This window comes from Streptomyces sp. NBRC 109706 (assembly GCF_000974485.1).
Lineage (GTDB): Bacteria > Actinomycetota > Actinomycetes > Streptomycetales > Streptomycetaceae > Streptomyces.
Genome location: NZ_BBOM01000010.1, coordinates 313,502 through 330,098 on the forward strand (window position 1 = coordinate 313,502; position 16,597 = coordinate 330,098).

Annotated in this window: 14 protein-coding genes; 3 read left to right on the forward strand and 11 right to left on the reverse strand. The window is 70.8% G+C overall.

The features are described 5' to 3' along the window. Positions 1-80: 80 nt before the first annotated feature. Genes AOM46_RS23825 through AOM46_RS23845 form a run of 5 tightly spaced genes read right to left on the reverse strand, consistent with a single transcriptional unit; the run spans position 81 to position 5,577 of the window. Positions 81-1,298: a CehA/McbA family metallohydrolase gene (locus AOM46_RS23825; protein ID WP_062214807.1), complete on the reverse strand. Its 1,218-nt coding sequence runs from the start codon at positions 1,296-1,298 to the stop codon at positions 81-83. Then, on the reverse strand, positions 1,295-2,395 hold the full coding sequence (locus AOM46_RS23830; RefSeq protein ID WP_062214809.1) for an ABC transporter ATP-binding protein: 1,101 nt from the start codon (positions 2,393-2,395) through the stop codon (positions 1,295-1,297). Before AOM46_RS23830 ends, AOM46_RS23825 begins: the two co-directional genes overlap by 4 nt. Beyond that, positions 2,395-3,291 carry a carbohydrate ABC transporter permease gene (locus AOM46_RS23835; protein WP_078857131.1) on the reverse strand — a complete coding sequence of 299 codons (897 nt, stop codon included), beginning with the start codon at positions 3,289-3,291 and terminating at the stop codon, positions 2,395-2,397. The genes AOM46_RS23830 and AOM46_RS23835 overlap by 1 nt, the downstream gene beginning before the upstream one ends. Continuing rightward, on the reverse strand, positions 3,291-4,217 hold the full coding sequence (locus tag AOM46_RS23840) for a carbohydrate ABC transporter permease (RefSeq protein ID WP_062214811.1): 927 nt from the start codon (positions 4,215-4,217) through the stop codon (positions 3,291-3,293). Before AOM46_RS23840 ends, AOM46_RS23835 begins: the two co-directional genes overlap by 1 nt. After that, positions 4,195-5,577: an extracellular solute-binding protein gene (locus tag AOM46_RS23845; RefSeq protein WP_062214813.1), complete on the reverse strand. Its 1,383-nt coding sequence runs from the start codon at positions 5,575-5,577 to the stop codon at positions 4,195-4,197. The genes AOM46_RS23840 and AOM46_RS23845 overlap by 23 nt, the downstream gene beginning before the upstream one ends. 288 nt (positions 5,578-5,865) lie before the next feature. Between AOM46_RS23845 and AOM46_RS23850 the strand changes: the two genes are divergently transcribed. After that, complete coding sequence (locus AOM46_RS23850; protein ID WP_107080157.1) at positions 5,866-7,095, forward strand: cytochrome P450; 1,230 nt, start codon at positions 5,866-5,868, stop codon at positions 7,093-7,095. A 70-nt stretch (positions 7,096-7,165) separates the two neighbouring features. Here AOM46_RS23850 and AOM46_RS23855 read toward each other — a convergent pair whose 3' ends face one another. The 5 genes from AOM46_RS23855 to AOM46_RS23875 form a co-directional block, all read right to left on the reverse strand. Next, positions 7,166-8,047, reverse strand: coding sequence for an ABC transporter ATP-binding protein (locus AOM46_RS23855; protein WP_078857132.1), 882 nt, complete (start codon positions 8,045-8,047; stop codon positions 7,166-7,168). Next, positions 8,026-9,114 carry an iron chelate uptake ABC transporter family permease subunit gene (locus AOM46_RS23860; RefSeq protein WP_062214817.1) on the reverse strand — a complete coding sequence of 363 codons (1,089 nt, stop codon included), beginning with the start codon at positions 9,112-9,114 and terminating at the stop codon, positions 8,026-8,028. Before AOM46_RS23860 ends, AOM46_RS23855 begins: the two co-directional genes overlap by 22 nt. Then, on the reverse strand, positions 9,111-10,160 hold the full coding sequence (locus AOM46_RS23865; RefSeq protein ID WP_062214818.1) for an iron ABC transporter permease: 1,050 nt from the start codon (positions 10,158-10,160) through the stop codon (positions 9,111-9,113). The genes AOM46_RS23860 and AOM46_RS23865 overlap by 4 nt, the downstream gene beginning before the upstream one ends. A gap of 28 nt (positions 10,161-10,188) precedes the next feature. After that, positions 10,189-11,268 carry an iron-siderophore ABC transporter substrate-binding protein gene (locus tag AOM46_RS23870; protein ID WP_062214821.1) on the reverse strand — a complete coding sequence of 360 codons (1,080 nt, stop codon included), beginning with the start codon at positions 11,266-11,268 and terminating at the stop codon, positions 10,189-10,191. Positions 11,269-11,481: 213 nt separating this feature from the next. Continuing rightward, complete coding sequence (locus tag AOM46_RS23875) at positions 11,482-13,035, reverse strand: MDR family MFS transporter (protein ID WP_078857133.1); 1,554 nt, start codon at positions 13,033-13,035, stop codon at positions 11,482-11,484. A 160-nt stretch (positions 13,036-13,195) separates the two neighbouring features. Here AOM46_RS23875 and AOM46_RS23880 point away from each other — a divergent pair, with 160 nt between their 5' ends. Beyond that, a complete protein-coding gene (locus AOM46_RS23880; RefSeq protein WP_062214825.1) occupies positions 13,196-13,783 on the forward strand; it encodes a TetR/AcrR family transcriptional regulator in 588 nt (195 codons plus the stop codon). A gap of 208 nt (positions 13,784-13,991) precedes the next feature. Continuing rightward, positions 13,992-15,530 (forward strand): glycoside hydrolase family 76 protein, encoded by a 1,539-nt coding sequence (locus AOM46_RS23885; protein WP_078857134.1) that lies wholly within the window; start codon positions 13,992-13,994, stop codon positions 15,528-15,530. Between the two features lie 94 nt (positions 15,531-15,624). On the opposite strand, the gene AOM46_RS23890 is transcribed toward AOM46_RS23885, so the two are convergent. Beyond that, positions 15,625-16,293, reverse strand: coding sequence for a lytic polysaccharide monooxygenase (locus AOM46_RS23890; RefSeq protein ID WP_062214827.1), 669 nt, complete (start codon positions 16,291-16,293; stop codon positions 15,625-15,627). Positions 16,294-16,597: the final 304 nt, after the last annotated feature.

The window sequence follows — 16,597 nt, forward strand, 5'->3', positions numbered from 1 at the left end:
AACCCCCACGGCCCGAGGGCCCGCCGCAGCCAGCGGTGGGCCCTCGGGCCGTTGGCCACAGGGGTCACTGGGCCAGCGGCTCACTGGGCCAGGGCGACGACCTCGTTCTCATGGCTCTCCAGCCGGTGCGGGCCCGGCATCGCCGGCAGCGTCGCACGGTCCCCGTGCACCACCCGCCGGCTGCCGTCCGGGCAGACCAGCGCGGTGCCCTCCGCGTCCAGCGCCAGCAGTTCGTCGCCAAGACGCAGCAGCATCGGCGCGCGCGGCCCGGCCGAGACGGCGACCCGGCCGGCGGCCAGCGCCGCCAGCACGCCGGCCGGGCTCGGGTCGGCGGCCAGCACCCAGGTGGTGGGCCGGCCCGGTAGCGCGTCGTCGCCCAGTCGGTGGAAGTCGCTGCCACCCAGCGCGATCACATCGGGGCGCCAGGCCCCGGCCCAGGCCAGCGGGGCGCCCCACCGGCGGTCCGGCCAGCCCGAGTGCCATACCTCCACATGGCGCGGACGTTCGGTGAGCGGATTGCGCCAGGCACAGTCGGTGCCCACCGGATGGTTGATGGAGAGCAGACCGCCACGCTCCCCGGCATGCGCCAGCCAACGGTCGGGCGGCTCCCTGAAGTCCACCCAGCCGACGTCGCCGAGCACGTTCGCGTGCCCGGTGTCCGTGGTGACCTCCTGCCCCGGCAGCAGGGTGAGGCCGTAACGGGCGCCGACGGCGGGGAGTTCGGGGTGGTGGCTGACCGTGTTGTGGTCGGTGACGGCGAGGAAGTCCAGGCCCTGACCGGCGGCCAGCGCGGCCAGCTCGGCGGGCGTGAGCGCCCCGTCACTGTGCACGGTGTGGCTGTGGCAGTCGCCCGCCAGCCAGCGCAGCCCGTCCACCTCGGGCAGCGGGCGGCGTCCGGGCCGCTCCGGCACCGGGGGCGCGGCCGTCGTGGCGGGCTCCTCGGGCGCGCGGCCGGTGGTGGTGATCCGCAGCTGGTACTCAAGCCCGGTGGGCGGCACCCGGTGCAGCCGCAGCAGCACCGCCCACTGACCCGGCTCGGGCTCGCCCGGCAGATAGCCGGGTGTGGCCCACCCCGTGCTGATCGTGAAGTGGTCGCGGGCGCCGCCCGACCAGCCCCGGAAGCCGTCCGGGCCCTGACAGCCCAGATCGAGCACGCCCGCCGCCCGTTCGAAGGACAGCTCGACGGTGATCCCGGCGGTGGCGCGCGGCACCTCGAACGGCAGCGCGCGCAGCGGCTGTTCCAGCCGGTCGGCCAGGGTCCAGCGGCCCTTGTGCACCAGATCGGTGGCCGGGCTCATGACGCCTCCGCTCTCGGCCCGGGGGAACGGCCGGTGGGGGTGAGCAGTTCGCCCTCACGGTAGACCAGGGCGCGGTCCTGCCGGGGACGCGCCCAGCCGCGCTCGCCTGGCGCCACCGGAACGTCCTCGTCGACCACCGTCTGCACGGGCCCCGCCCGGCCTTCCAGGGTGACCAGTTGGGCGCTGCCCAGGTTCTCCACCACCCGCACCTCGCCGGCGAGCGCCCCGTCGACCGGGGTGGGGTGGTAGGTCAGGTACTCCGGCCTGATGCCGTAGACCAGCTCCCCTTCCCCGCCCGGATCGATCCCCTCGGGGGTGGGCAGCAGCGCGTCGGCGACCCGGACGGCGCCGTCCTCGGCGCGGCCCGGCAGCAGGTTCATCGGGGTCGAGCCGATGAAGGACGCCACAAAGGTGTTGGCCGGACGCCGGAACACCTCGGCGGGCGTGCCGAGTTGACGTATCCGGCCGTGCTCCATGACGGCGATCCGGTCGGCCATGGCCAGCGCCTCGGCCTGGTCGTGGGTGACGAACACGGTGGTGACGCCGAGTTCCCGCTGCAGCCGTTTGAGGAAGGTGCGGGCCTCAAGGCGCATCCGGGCGTCCAGGTTGGAGAGCGGTTCGTCGAAGAGGAACGCCTGCGGATGGCAGGCCATCGCCCTGGCCAGCGCCACGCGTTGCTGCTGTCCGCCGGAGAGCTGGTCGGGGCGGCGGGCCAGCAGCTCGGCGAGGCCGAGTTCGGCGGCGGTCTCGGCCGCCTTGGCGCGGCGTTCCCCGCCGGGCACCTTTCGGATCCGCAGCGGATAGGCGATGTTGTCGGTGACCGTCATATGCGGGAAGAGCGCGTAGTCCTGGAAGACCATCGCCACATCGCGGCGCCCGGGGGCCAGGGCGGTGACGTCGCGGCCGCCGATCGTCACGCTGCCCGAGGTGGCCGTCTCCAGACCGGCGAGGGTGCGCAGCAGGGTGGTCTTTCCGCATCCCGAGGGGCCGAGCAGGGCGAAGAACTCGCCGTCCTCGACGGTCAGATCGACGGCGTCCAGGGCGCGGACGCCGCCGGCGTAGACCTTGGTCAGGGCGGCCAGTGCGATAGCGGCCATCAGCGTTTGATCCCTCCGTGGAACCGGAAGCCGTACCGGGAGCTGACCAGCAGGAACATCAGCACCACCGGCAGGGAGTAGAGCAGCGAGAAGGTGGAGATGAGCGCCAGGTTGGGTTGGCCGCCCTCGGTGTAGAAGGTGTACATCACCACGGCGGCCGGGGACTTCTCGGGCGAGCGCAGCAGCAGGAACGGGATCAGGAAGTTGCCCCACACCTGGGCGACCGACCAGACGGCGATGGTGGCCAGCCCCGGGCGCACCAGCGGGACCACCACATGCCTGACCACCTGCAGCGGGGAGGCGCCGAACACCTGCGCCGACTCCTCGTAGGAGCGGGGCGTGCCGTCCATGAAGTCCTTGAGGATGAAGACGGCACTGGGCAGCAGCCCGCCGCTGAGCACCAGGATCACGCCCAACTGGGAGTCGATCAGGTCGAGTTCATAGGCGAGGTTGAAGAGCGGCACCATCGCGGCGGTGCCGGTGACGATGGAGGAGAGCAGCAGCAGGAGGTAGAGCAGCCCGTCGCGTCCGGGGAGTCTGACCCGGCTCAGCGCGTAGGCGGCCAGCGCGGAGAACACCACCACGACGGTGCCTGTGCCGGCGGCCAGCAGGGTGGAGTTGCCCAGCGAACGCATCGCGTAGCGGTTGTCCAGCAGGGTCCGGAAGTTGTCCAGGGTGAACGACGGCAGTCCGGCGGTGATGCCGGGCGTGTCGTCGAAGGGGGCGCTGGCCAGCCAGAGCAGCGGCAGCGAGAAGAAGGCCAGGATCAGCGAGCAGAAGGTGTAGAAGCCGATCCGGCCCAGCAGGCGTCTGGCGCCGTCGATGCCGGCGGAGTGCCGGTCGGCGGCGGCTTCCGTGACGGTGTCGACGGTCTCCCCGCCGGGGTTCCTGGCCATCAGACGGGGTCCTTCCGCTGCCGCAGCAGACGTACATAGAGCACCGCGATCACCAGGTTGATCAGCAGCATCAACACCGAGATGGCCGCGCCGAAGCCCAACTCGCCGCCGAACACGGCCGTCTTGTAGACGAAGACCGGCATGATCTCGGTGCGGTCCTCCGGCCCGCCGTTGGTCAGCAGGAACGGCGTGAAGTCGTTGAACGTCCACAGGCTGATCAGCAGCAGGTTGGTGAGCACATGACCCCGGATGCGGGGGAATACCACATCCCGCAGCTGCTGCCAGGAGGAGGCGCCGGCGAGCCTGGCGGTCTCCAGCTGGGACGGGGGGACGTTCCCGAGCGCCGCGGCGTAGAGCATCATCGAGAAGGCGGTGCCGCGCCAGATGTTGAACACGATGATGGTGAGCATCGGATGTTCCAACAGCCAGGCGGTGCCCGGGGTGTTGAGCAGTGCGTTGAGGGTGCCGTCGTCGCGGTCGAGCAGGGCGATCCACAGGAAGGCGATCACCGAGCTGGGCAGGATCCAGGCCAGCAGCACCATGGCCTCGATCAGCCGGCGTCCGGCGCCGCGTCGGTCGCGCAGCGTCCAGGCGATCAGAAAGCCGAGCCCGGCCTGTCCGATGACGGCCGAGCCGACCACGAACTGCAGGGTGAGACCGAGGGAGTTGGCGAACCCGTCGTCGTCCAGGGCGCGTTCGAAGTTGTCCAGGCCGACCAGCTCGGGCTCGGCCGCCGCAAGGCCGGTGAGCTGGTAGTTGGTCAGGCCCAGATAGAGCGTCCACAGCGCCGGGAACACCAGGAAGCCGGTGATCAGGAGCAGCGCCGGGGTGACAAAGGCCGCCGCCCTGGCCCGGCCGAGCCCGGCGGCGTCCCGTTCGCCGCCGGACCGGACGGGCGTCGGATCAGGGGGTGACGTCGTCGCCATCCACGGTTCCTTCCAGGCTCTCCTGGTAGTCGGCGGCGGCCTGTGCGGGGTCGGTGCCGCCGATCACGGCGGCCGTCGCCTCCTGCAGCAGCACCGAGACCCGCGGATAGACGTCGAGCGCCGGCCGGTAGGAAGTGAGGGGCAGCACCTGCTCGTTGACAAAGGCGAGCATCGGATCGGCGCCCAGCACCCGCTCGTTGACATCGGTGCGGGCGGTGATCCTGGGATCGTCGCCGACCAGCGCGGTGAACGCGTCGGCCGAGTGCATGAAGGTCAGCAGCTCATGGGCGAGTTCGGACTGGTCACTGGCCGGGTTGACCACCCGGACATTGCCGCCCGAGGTGCTGACGAAGTCCTGTCCGCGCAGCCCCGAGCCGGGCTCGGCCGCCGGGATCAGGGCATAGCCGACGGCCTCGTCGCGGTCCGCCATGGGGGCGACCCCGTTGGCCGGGTTGACCACGCTGCGCCAGAAGTAGTCGCTCTCCACCAGGATGCCGATCTCGTTCGCGGCGAACTCCTCGAACGACTTGTCGCGGCCCTGGGTCTCCTGCTGCAGCTGGGGATCGCCCAGGCCCCGGCCGTAGATGTCGGCATAGAGGCCGAGGACCCGCTCCACGCCCGGCGTCGCGCCCGTCCAGGCGCCGTCGGCGGTGTGGATCTCCTCCCCGACGCCGGCCAGCAGCGGCAGCACCCCCTGCATGGTGGTGGCCTCGCCCATCGCGGAGCCGCCGTTGAGCTGGATCGGCGTCACCCCGTCCAGGGTGGCCAGCGCCTCGCCGGCGGCCAGGATCTCGTCCCAGCCGGTGGGCTGCCACTCCGTCGGCAGCCCGGCCTCGGCGAAGAGGTTCCGGTTGTAGAAGAGCACCCGGCCGTCGGTGCCGGCCGGGATCCCGTACAGCTCCCCCTCGAAGGTGCCCAACTCCTGGACGGCGTCCGGGATCTGCTCCCAGCCGTCCCAGGAGTCGCGGTCCGCGCCGGTGCCCGCGAGCGGTTCGACATAGCCGGCCTGGGCGAACTCCCCCAGCCAGATGCCGTCCAGCGTGTAGATGTCGGGGCCGGCCCCCGACTGGAGGTCGAGCGCCAGCCGCGACTTGTACTGCTCGTCGTCCACGCCGCTCGGCTCGAAGGAGACCTCGACGGAGACGCCCGCCGCCGCCTGCGCCGCCTCGAACTCCGGTATCACCCACTGCTCGACCCAGTCGGCCTCCGCGGCGTTCTTGCCGTCGGCGATCGCGTTCATGGCGATGGTCAGCCGGACCGCTCCTCCGTCGCCTTCACCATCGGAACCACAGGCCGCCAGGCCCCCGGCCAGGGCCATCGCCCCGGTCAGCGCCACGACGCGTCTGGTCAGCACTCGCATGAGTCATCCCCTCGTGAGGTTCGCTCCGTGAGCTTCGCTCCGGGAGAGTCGCATAGCGGTCAGGGGAGGTAAAGGGCCCGGTGGCCCAAGACTTTCCAGCTGACGAGCCGTCAATGTTTTGTTGTGCGGCGATGTTGACGGTGCGCCCGGTCGGCAACCTCGCCGAATCGGCGGAAAACCCCCCCTGCGGCGACGGATGCGGCACGCGCCCGCTGGGGAGAATCCGGTGGGCGTGCGCCCCGGTGGTGGCGCCGGATGTCGGGACAACCCCTGTTGTGGAGGCGGCTGATGAGCCAATCCGAGCCCGTGACCCTGGATCCGACGGGCGCCGATCGGCACGCCGAGGGCGCCGCGTTACACGCCGGCGGGCCCGCCGTGCTGGTCGATCTGCTGGGCGTCACCGCCTGGGCGGTCAACGACCCCGATCTGCTGCGGCAGTTGCTCACGGACGACCGGGTCTCCAAGGATCCCGATCAGCACTGGCCGCCGTACCCGGAGAAGATCGTCGGCCAGTGGCCGCTCGATCTGTGGGTCTCCGTGGAGAACATGTTCACCGCCTACGGCAAGGACCACCGCAGGCTGCGCCGCCTCGTCGCCCCCGCCTTCGCCGCCCGCCGGGTCAACGCGCTCCTGCCCCGCGTCCGGGTGATCGCCGACGAGCTGATGGACGCCATCGCGGCCGCGCCCAGGGACGAGCCGGTGGACCTGCGGGAGTACCTCGCCTATCCGCTGCCGGTCCGGGTGATCAGCGAACTGATGGGCCTGCCGGAGGAGTTGGCCGGCGACTTCCGCAGAACGGTGTACGGCATCTTCGACACCACGCTCGACATCGAACAGGCCACCGCCAACAACGTCGAACTGCGCGAGCTGTTGCGCTCCGTGGTCGCGGACAAGCGCGCCGATCCGGGCGACGACATGACGTCGGTGCTGATCGCCGCCAGGGACGAGGAGGGCGACGGCTCCGTTCTCACCGAGGAGGAGCTGGTCGACACCCTGATGCTGGTGATCAGCGCGGGCCATGAGACCACCACCAACCTGCTGGACCAGGCGGTCACCGCGCTGTTGACGCACCCGGAGCAGCTGGCGCTGGTGCGCGCCGGGAAGGTCGGCTGGGGCGATGTGATCGAGGAGACGCTGCGCTTCGAGGCCCCGGTCGCCTATCTGCCGCTGCGGTTCGCCGTCTCCGACATCCCGCTGCCCGGCGGCGTCGTCATCCGGCAGGGCGATCCGATCCTGGCGGCCTACGCGGCGGCCGGCCGCCACCCCCGGATCCACGGGGGGAGCGCGGACCGCTTCGACATCACCCGCGTCAACAAGGAGCATCTGGCGTTCGGCCACGGCGCGCACTTCTGCCTGGGCGCCCCGCTGGCCAGGGCGGAGGCCGCCATCGCGCTGCCGGCGCTCTTCGACCGCTTCCCCGACCTCCGACTCGCCGTCCCCGCCGAGGAGTTGCACCCCACCCCCAGCATGATCTCCAACGGGCACCAGACGCTGCCGGTCTACCCGCACCCGGCCTGACCGGCCGGCTCGCGCGCGCTGGCGCGGGGCGCGCGTCCAGCGTCTCACGCGCCCTCCGAGGGGCCCTCGGCTACGCCTCCACCGCCGGGAGCACCCGGCCCGCGCCCTCGACGGGGTGGCGGGCGTGTGGCACCACCATGGGGGTCAGGGTGTGCGGGTCGGGGACGATATCGCAGGCGAGGCCGAAGACGTCGGCGACCAGTTCGGCCGTCATCACCTCGGCCGGCGGCCCCTGGGCGACCAGCCGCCCGTCGTGCATCACCACCAGATGGGTGGCGAACCTGGCGGCCTGGTTGAGATCGTGCAGCACCGCCACCACGGTGCGGCCCTCGCGGTGCAACTCGGCGCACAGCTCCAGCAGTTCGTACTGGTGGGCCACGTCGAGGAAGGTGGTGGGCTCGTCCAGCAGCAGCAGATCGGTCTGTTGGGCCAGCACCATCGCGATCCACACCCGTTGCCGCTGGCCACCGGAGAGTTCGCCGACCCTGGCGTCGCCGAGTTCGGTCAGCCCGGTGCGCTCCAGGGCGAACGAGATGGCCGTGTCGTCGTCCGGCGACCACTGCCGCAGCAGGGTGTGGTGCGGGTAGCGGCCGCGTCGGACCAGGCCCCGGACGCTGATGCCCTCGGGCGCGATGGGGCTCTGCGGCAGCAACGCGATCTGCCGGGCGACCTCCTTGCCCCGATAGGAGTGCAGGTCGGCGCCGTTGAGGAGGATCCGTCCCGACTCCGGCTTGACCGACCGGGCCAGGGCCTTGACCAGGGTGGACTTCCCGCAGCCGTTGGGCCCGATGATCATGGTGAGTTCGCCCTGGGGGATGTCCAGGCTGAGGTCCTTGACGACCGGTGGGCCGCCGCCGTAGGAGATCGTCACCTCGTGTGCGGCGAGGCCCTTCTCGGCGGGTGCCGCCTCGTCCGTCCGCTCCTGGGTCGTCACAGTCGCCCCTTTCTCCATTCCCGGGTCAGCAGATAGCCGAGGTAGATGCCGCCGATGGCCATGGTGTAGACCCCGACGGGCAGCCTGTCCTCCAACGGCAGCTGCTGGGCGGCCAGATCGGCCGAGACCAGCAGCAGTGCGCCCATCAGCGCGGAGAGCGTGAGATGGGCGCCCCAGGCGCCGGTGAGCCGGCGCACGATCTGGGGCGCGGTGAGCGCGATGAAGGAGACCGGCCCCGCGACGCTGATCGCGCCGGCCGACAGCAGCACCGAGAGCACCACGGCCTGCGCCCTGGTGCGCTTCGGCTCACCGCCCAGCGCGGCGGCCAGCTCGTCGCCCATCTCGCCGATGTCGAGACGGCGGGCCAGCAGCCAGGTCAGCGGCACCAGCACCAGCAGCACCAGGCCGATGGTCCTGGCGTCGTCCCAGGACTTGGCGGCCAGGCTGCCGCTGACATAGGAGGCCAGCGCGGTGGCCCGGTCCCGTTCGACGGCGTAGACCACGTACTGGATGATCGCGACGGCGATCGCCGCCACCCCGATACCGGCGACGATCAGCCGTCCCGGATCGCGGAATCCGGTGCCGGTGGCGAAGTACACCAGGGTGACCGCCGCCAGCGCGCCGATCAGCGCGCCGAGCGACACCGGGATGGTGCCCGGCAGCCTCAGCGCCACCACGGCGGCGCCCGCGCCGGCGCCGGCGCTCAGGCCGATGACATCGGGGCTGCCCAGCGGATTGCGGGTGACGGACTGGAAGAGCGCGCCCGACAGGCCGAGCGCGGCGCCGGCGCCGATGGCGACGGTCAGCCGGGGGCCGCGCAGCCGGTCCAGGACGAACAGCTCCTTGCCCTCGGCGCCGCCGGTCAGCGCGGTGGGCAACTGGCCCAGCGGGATGCCGAGTCGGCCCATGCTCAGGGTCGCGACGCCGGCGACGACGATCAGCAGCACCGTGACGGCGGCGGCCAGCACGGAGGCGCGTCCCACCGGCACGGCCAGCCAGCGGCCGACCACCAGCATGTCGCGGGGCCGGTGGGACGTCCGGGCGGCGGGGCGCTCGTCGATCTTCCCGGTCGGTTGCCCGGTCATGCGTTCCCCCTCATCCGGCGCACCACCAGGAGCAGCACGGGCGCCCCCACCAACGCGGTGACCACGCCGACCGGCAGCTCCTGGGGCCGCAGGGCGAGCCGGCCGATGACATCGGCGCACAGCAGCAGGGTGGGCCCGACCAGCGCGGAGAACGCCAGCTGGAGCCGGAAGTCGATGCCGACCAGGGCCCGCACGATATGCGGAACGGCCAGGCCCACAAAGGCGATCGGGCCGACGGCGGCCGTCGCCGCGGCGCAGAGCAGGGTGGCGGCGAGCAGACCGCCGGCCCGGGTGAGCGTCGGGTTGGCGCCCAACGCGCGGGCCGACTCGTCGCCCAGCGCCAGGGTGTTGAGGCCGGCGGCGACCACGGCGGCCAGCACCAGTCCGATGATCGCGAACGGCAGCACGGAGCGGAACACCTCGAAGTTCCGGCCGCCGAGCGAGCCCACCACCCAGACCCGGGTGGTGTCGAAGACCAGCGGTTTGCTGAGCGTCACGGCCTGGATATAGGCGCCGAGCACGGCCGAGACCACGGCGCCGGCCAGCACCAGCCGCACCAGTCCCGCGCTCGCCCCGGCCGAGCCGACGGCGTAGACCAGCAGGCCGGCGATCAGCGCGCCGGGCAGCGCCCACCAGACGGCGCCGGCCCGACCGCTCGCGCCCAGGAACGCGGTGGCGGTGACCACCCCGGCCGAGGCGCCGGCGTTGATGCCCAACAGCCCGGGATCGGCCAGCGGGTTGCGGGTGATGCCCTGCATCAGGGTGCCGCCGACGGCCAGGCCGATGCCCGCCAGGATCCCCAACGCGGTGCGCGGGTAACGGCTTTCGACCACGGTCTCGATATAGGGGTCGGGGTCCCCGAAGAGCACGGCGAACACGTCGCCGAGCGAGGTGGTCCTGCTGCCGAAGACGACGCTCGCCAGCGCGGCGAGCGTGAGGGCGAGCAGCCCGAGGAACCCGAGGAGGAGGAAGCGGAGCAGCCGGGTGGGGCGGGCACTGTTGGTGCCCGCCCCACCCGACGTGTGCTTCGTCAGGGTGACGGTCATCGCGTGAGCGCTGCCTCGATCGGGACGGTCAGTCGTCGAGGGTGGTGAGGGCCTCGTCGATCAGCGGCAGATAGCGGTCGATGCTCCACGGCACGGTCAGCGGGTTGATGATCGAGGAGGCGGTGACAAACGGGGTGTCGTCGCTGGCCACGACGCCGCCGCGGGCCACGGCCGGGATGGCGGCGTAGAGCGGCTGGGCCTCGGTCTCCCGCCGCGTCTCCTCGTCGGTGTAGAAGGTGAACACCAGATCGCTGTCGTTGAGCTTGTCGGCGTTCTCCAGGCCGATCAGGGCGGAGTCGGTGCCCTCCAGCTCCTCGAACTCGTTGACCACGGGGTCGATGGTCAGGCCGAGCGAGGTGACCATCTCGACCCGCTGCTCCTCGGGCAGGAAGACGCCCAGGCTGCCGGGTTCGGCGGTGTAGATGTAGGAGAAGGTGACGCCCTCGTACTCGGGGCGGGTCTCGGCGGCGGCGGCCAGCTGGTCCCTGATGTCGCCGATCAGCACCTCGGCCTGGTCGGGCTGGCCGAGCGCGGTGGCTATCAGCTCGATCTGCTCGTCCCAGTTGGTGGACCAGGGCAGGTCGGGGTAGGCCACGGTGGGCGCGATGTCGTTGAGGATGTCGAACTGGTCCTGGCTGATGCCCGACCAGGCGGCCAGGATCACGTCCGGCTCCAGTTCGAGGATGGTGTCGAAGTCGATGTCCTCGCCGCCGGCGAACTGCGTGGGCAGCTCGTCGCCCCGTTCGGTCACCGCCTCGTGGATCCAGGGCAGATAGCCCGTCTCGTCGCTGCCCCACTCGTAGGACTCGATGCCCACCGGGGTGTTGCCCAGGGCGATGGCGGTCTCGGCCGAGCCCTGGCCGAGGGTGACCACCCGCTGGGGCTGCTCGGTGATCTCGGCCTCGCCGAGCGCGCTCTCGATGGTGACGGGGAACGCCTCGGCGCCGCCCCCACCGCCGGTTTCGGACGAGGAGTCCGAGGACGCGTCGTCGTCCGCGTCGTCCGAGTCGTCCGACGAGGAGCAGCCGCTGAGCACCAGCGCGGCGGCGGTGGCTGCGGCGGCGAGAGCGACGCTGTGACGGCGCGCACGGGGGAGGTAGGACGGCATGGACGTTCCTTTGTCTCGTAGCGGACCCGAGGAGGATAGCTTAGGTAAGCCTAAGTTTAGCCATGTTCCCGCCCCCCGGGACCACCGGGCCACCCCCTGGAGTCGACCCGCTCCGCACCGAACCCGCCACCCCCGTCCGGCGGATGACGTCGACCCGCCCCCGCCGGCCGGCAACACCGGGCGACGGAAGGCGGGTTGACGGATACCCGTGGGTCAGGACTTCGCGAACGAGGGCTCGGCGGCCGGCTCATCCGGCTCGGCCGCCGGCTCCAGGTCCAGGCTGTCCCGCAGTCTGGTCGCGCTGAGGAAGAGGGTCGCCACCAGGCCGACCACCGCGATGGCCGCCGAGATCAGGAAGATATGGCCGGTCGCGTCGCCATAGGCGCCCCGGACGATCTCCTGGACGGGCCCCGGCATCGCCGCCACATTGAGCGTGGAGGCGTCCGCGTCCCCGCCCGAGGGATCGATACCGGCGGCGGAGAGCCCCTGGGCGATCTTGGTGCTCACCTGGTTGGCGAGCACGGCGCCCAGCACCGACACCCCGATGGTGCCGCCGAGGGAACGGAAGAACGTGATCGCGCCACTGGCCGCGCCGACCTCGTGCAACGAGACGGTGTTCTGCACCACCAGCAGCAGGTTCTGCATCGACGCGCCGACGCCCACGCCGACCAGGAACATCCCGATGCCGACAAAGACCAGCGAGGTGGTGTGGTCGATGGTGGACAGGGCCGCGAAGCCCACCGCCAGGACGACCACGCCGCCGACGATATACGGCTTGACCTTGCCCGTCCTGGACACCAGCCGACCGGCCACGGCGGCGCTGATCAGCACGCCGAGCATCAGCGGGATGGTGAGCAGCCCGGCCTCGGTGGGCGAGTAACCGCGCCCGGTCTGGAAGTACTGCCCCAGGAAGACGGCGCCGCCGAACATCGCCATGCCCACCGAGGCGCTGGCGACGATCGCCAGGGCCGGGTCCCTGCGGCGCACCACGTGCACCGGCACGATGGGCTCCCTGACCCGGACCTCGACCCAGACGGCGACGATCCCGAGCAGCACGCTGGAGCCCAGCAGGGCGCCCGTCTGCCAGGACACCCAGGCGAACTCGTTGTTGACGAAGGTCACCCAGAGCAACAGCAGGCTGACGCTGACAGCGATCAGCGAGGCACCGAGGTAGTCCACCTTGACGTCGGGGCGGCGCACCTCGTCCAGCCGGAGCGTGCGGGAGAGCAGCACCAGGGCGAGCAGGGTGAAGGGGACGCCGATGAAGAAGCACCAGCGCCAGCCGAGCCAGGACACATCGGTGATCGCGCCGCCCAGCAGCGGCCCGCCGACGGTGGCGACGGCCATGACCCCGCCGAGGTAGCCGTTGTAGCGGCCCCGCTCCTTGGGCGTGACCATCGCCGCGATGATCACCTGGACCAGCACCTGGAGGGCGCCGAGGCCCAGCCCCTGCACCGCCCTGAAGCCGATCAACTGGCCGGTGTTCTGCGCGAACCCGCAGGCCAGCGAGGAGAGGGTGAAGATCAGGATGCCGACCTGCAGCAACAGCTTCTTGCTGAACAGGTCCGCCAGCTTGCCCCAGATCGGCGTGGACGCGGTGGACGTCAACAGGGTGGCGGTGACCACCCAGGTGTACTGGGACTGCGTGCCGTTGAGCGAGCCGATGATCTGGGGCAGGGCCACCGAGACGATCGTGGAACTGATCATCGCCATGAACAGGACGATGAACAGCCCGCTCATGGCCCGCAGGACATGGCGATGATCCATCGGCGCGCCCTTCGGCTGCGCGACGGTTGTTGCGCTCACGCGCGACCTCCAGCAGAGACGTTCGAGGGAGACCGATTCACTGTACATGCACATTGGGCATAATTGCGCAGAGGGTAATTTTGCTCACCAGGCAGAAACGCGCGAGTAGGATCACGGAGTCATGGAGAGCATCACAGGACTGCGCGAGCGCAAGAAGGCGGCCACCCGACAGGCCGTCCACGAGGCCGCCCTGCGCCTCACCGTCGAGCACGGGATCGAGAACGTGACGGTGGAGGCCATCGCGGACGCGGCCGGCATCTCCCGGCGCACCTTCTCCAACTACTTCTCCAGCAAGGAGGACGCCCTGCTCTTCGGCGAGGAGCAGCAGACCAGGGCCCTCGTCGAGATGCTGCGCCAGCGCCCCGCCGACGAGCCGGCCTGGGCCGCGCTCACCGCCTCGGCCACCGCGCTCTCCGCCCGCATGGGCACCCCCGAGGAACGGGCCTGGGCGGCGCGCAGCAAGCTCGCCAAACGCCACCCCTCGCTGCTGGCCCGCCAGATGGGGAGCCATATCGCGCTGGAACGGGATCTGGTGGAGGCCATTCGGGGCCGCCCGGGCACGGAGCGGGTTCGCCCCGAGGTCTACGCCGGCGCGTTCCTGACCTCGCTGCGGATCGCCACCCGGAGCTGGATCGAGGCGGGCGGCACGGGCGAGCTGCTGGACTTCTTCGAAGAGGTCCAGAGCGAGATGGCCCTACCTTTCGAATAGCTGCGGAATAAGCCCTCGACCACGTCATCAATCTGTCTGCCAAAGATCAGCAAACAGACCGAATCGCCCACTTACCCATGCGGTTCCGGACTGTTTCCTACATTGACGATCGCCCCGAACCTCTCTAGGAGTGTAGGGAGAGCGGTTTCCCGGCCCTGGCCTCGCGTCCCGGAAACCCAGCCCCCACTTCCCCCACGGAGAGGCCGTCATGCGAAAACCGAACCTCCTACCGCGCCGCACGCTCCGCATCCCCGCCCTGCTGCTCGGCGCGGCGTTGCTCGCGACCCCGCTCGCCGCCACGGCGACCAACGCCCAGGAACCGAACGCCGCCCCCGAGCCCGAGCCCACCACCGTCGCCCCAGACGCCGCTCTCCCTCCCGCCGTCGCCCCTGCCGCCGTTGTCTGCAACGCGCACTGCGACGGCCGCGACGCCGCCGAAGCGGACACGGACCGACTCGCCGTCGGCGCCGAACTCCACGGCAGAACAGTCGAGTTGCGCTTCGACGACAGCACCGCCATGGGCTGGGCCACCGTCTCCGACAGCTCCCCGGGCGACCAGGTCTGGCTCGACCGCTCCTTCGACGGCGGCGCCACCTGGGCCGACGACAGCCGCATCGGCGACACCACGACGCCCGGCGGCGCGAACTCCGCGTCCACCCCCATGTTCAACGTGGACAACTGGGACGAGCGGGGCGTCGGCGCCCTCCGCGCCTGCCTCCAGGCCACCGGTCAGCCCGAGATCACCTGCACCGACTGGGCCCGGTCCACCTGGAACGCCGGCGAGCCGGCCACCGCCGCCGCGACCGCGCTGATGATGCGCTACGACACCGACAACGGGCTCTTCGAGAACCACTGGTGGGTCAGCGCCAACGCGCTCACCGCCGTCATCGACAACATCCGGGTCACCGGGATGCCCTCCTACTCCTATGTCATGGAGACCACCTACGAGGAGCAGATCGACGGCGCCGACGGCCAGTTCAGAAACGAGTACCTGGACGACACCGGCTGGTGGGCACTCGCCTGGGTCGGCGCCTACGACCTCACCGGCGAGGAACGCTATCTGGAGACCGCACGCGCCGGCGCCGAGCACATGTACAGCTACTGGACCGACCTCTGCGGCGGCGGCGTCCAGTGGATGGTCGACAACCCCTACAAGAACGCCGTCACCAACGAGCTCTACATCCAGCTCAACGCCGCGCTGCACAACCGGATCCCCGATGACAACGTCTACCTCCAGCGCGCCGAACAGGGCTGGGCATGGCTGGCGAACAGCGGGATGATCAACGGCGACAACCTGATCAACGACGGCCTCGACGCCAACAACGGCTGCGTCAACAACGGCCAGACCACCTGGACCTACAACCAGGGCATCATCCTGGGCGCGCTCGCCGAACTCAGCGAGGCCAACGGCGACCAGGGCCTGCTGGACACCGCCCGCACCCTGGCCGACGCCTCCACCACCGCGCCGGGACTGTACCAGGACGGCGTGCTGACCGAACCCTGCGAACCCAACTGCGGTGCGGACGGCCCCTCGTTCAAGGGCCCCTACGCCCGCGGCCTCGGCGCGCTCAACGAGGCCCTGCCCGACCGGCCCTACACCGACTACCTCCAGCACCAGGCGAACGCGGCCTACGCGAACGCCCGTACCGCGATCGACATGTACGACCTCTCCTGGCGCGGCCTGGCCGACAGCTACGGCGTCGGCCAACAGCACTCCGCGCTCGACCTGTTGAACGCCGCACGCTGAAAAGCCCCGCCGGACGCATGGCGCGTCCGGCGGGGCCTCGCCCTACGGGCGGGGTGGCGGCTCAGCCTCGAAGCGGCGTCGAACCTCCGGCGAATCAGCCGAAGTTGACGTCACTGCAGAGGTAGTACGACTGGTCCAGGTGCGACGCCTGCCAGATGGTGAAGACGACATGGTGCCCGGTGCGGCCCGGGGCGCTCACGTCGAAGGAGATGTTCTGCGACGGGGCGTAGGAGCCCGTGGTCTCCACCAGCTCCAGGTTGCCCCAGCCGAGCGACTGGGTGGCGGGGTCGAAGCCCTGCCTGGTCACATAGACCTGGAAGTAGTCGGCACCGTGGCTGGCCTGGTCGTACAGCTCGACGGTGAAGTTGGAGCTGGAGCTGATGTCGGTGGTCTTCCAGGGCCCGACGGCGTCCAGCGAGTCGTAACGACCGCCCTCGGTGTTACCACCACTGCAGAGGGTGCCGTTCGGGATGGCCCCCTGGTGGTTGCCACCGACGTTCTCGCGGTACAGACCGTTCCAGTTCCACATGGCGTTGGGGTTGTCCTGCCACGCCTGCCAGCACATGGGGTCTTCCTGCGCCATGTCCGGGTTCAGGTGGTCGCTGCCCCAACGGTCGAAACAGCTGTAGTTCCGCGAGGCCGGGTCGACGATCGACCCGTGGGCGCTGGCGGTCTCGGTCCAGGGAATCAGGAAGAGCATCGCCGCCGCGAGCAGGGCGCCGAGCCTGACGGTCCATGATTTTGCAGGTGCATGCCAATACATAATGCGCGAACTCCGTTTTCCGGGCTTGGGGGTTCCGGTTGGGAGCGCTCCCATATCTGTGGGGAGTGTACCCCGGAGGCAACACAGTCGAAACACTCTTCGACGACCGCTTCGACGGCAGTTTCGACGGCGACGGCAGCCGGCGCCGCGCGGAGCGGGGGTGGCGCGGCGCGGGGTGGCGGCGAGTGGCAACGGCCGTGTGCAAAGGGGGCGTTGGCTTACGACGGGGACGGGGACGGGGACGGGGGCGGCGACAGGGACGGGGACGGGAGGGGCTGGCCGGCGCACTTTCGCGAACGGCTTG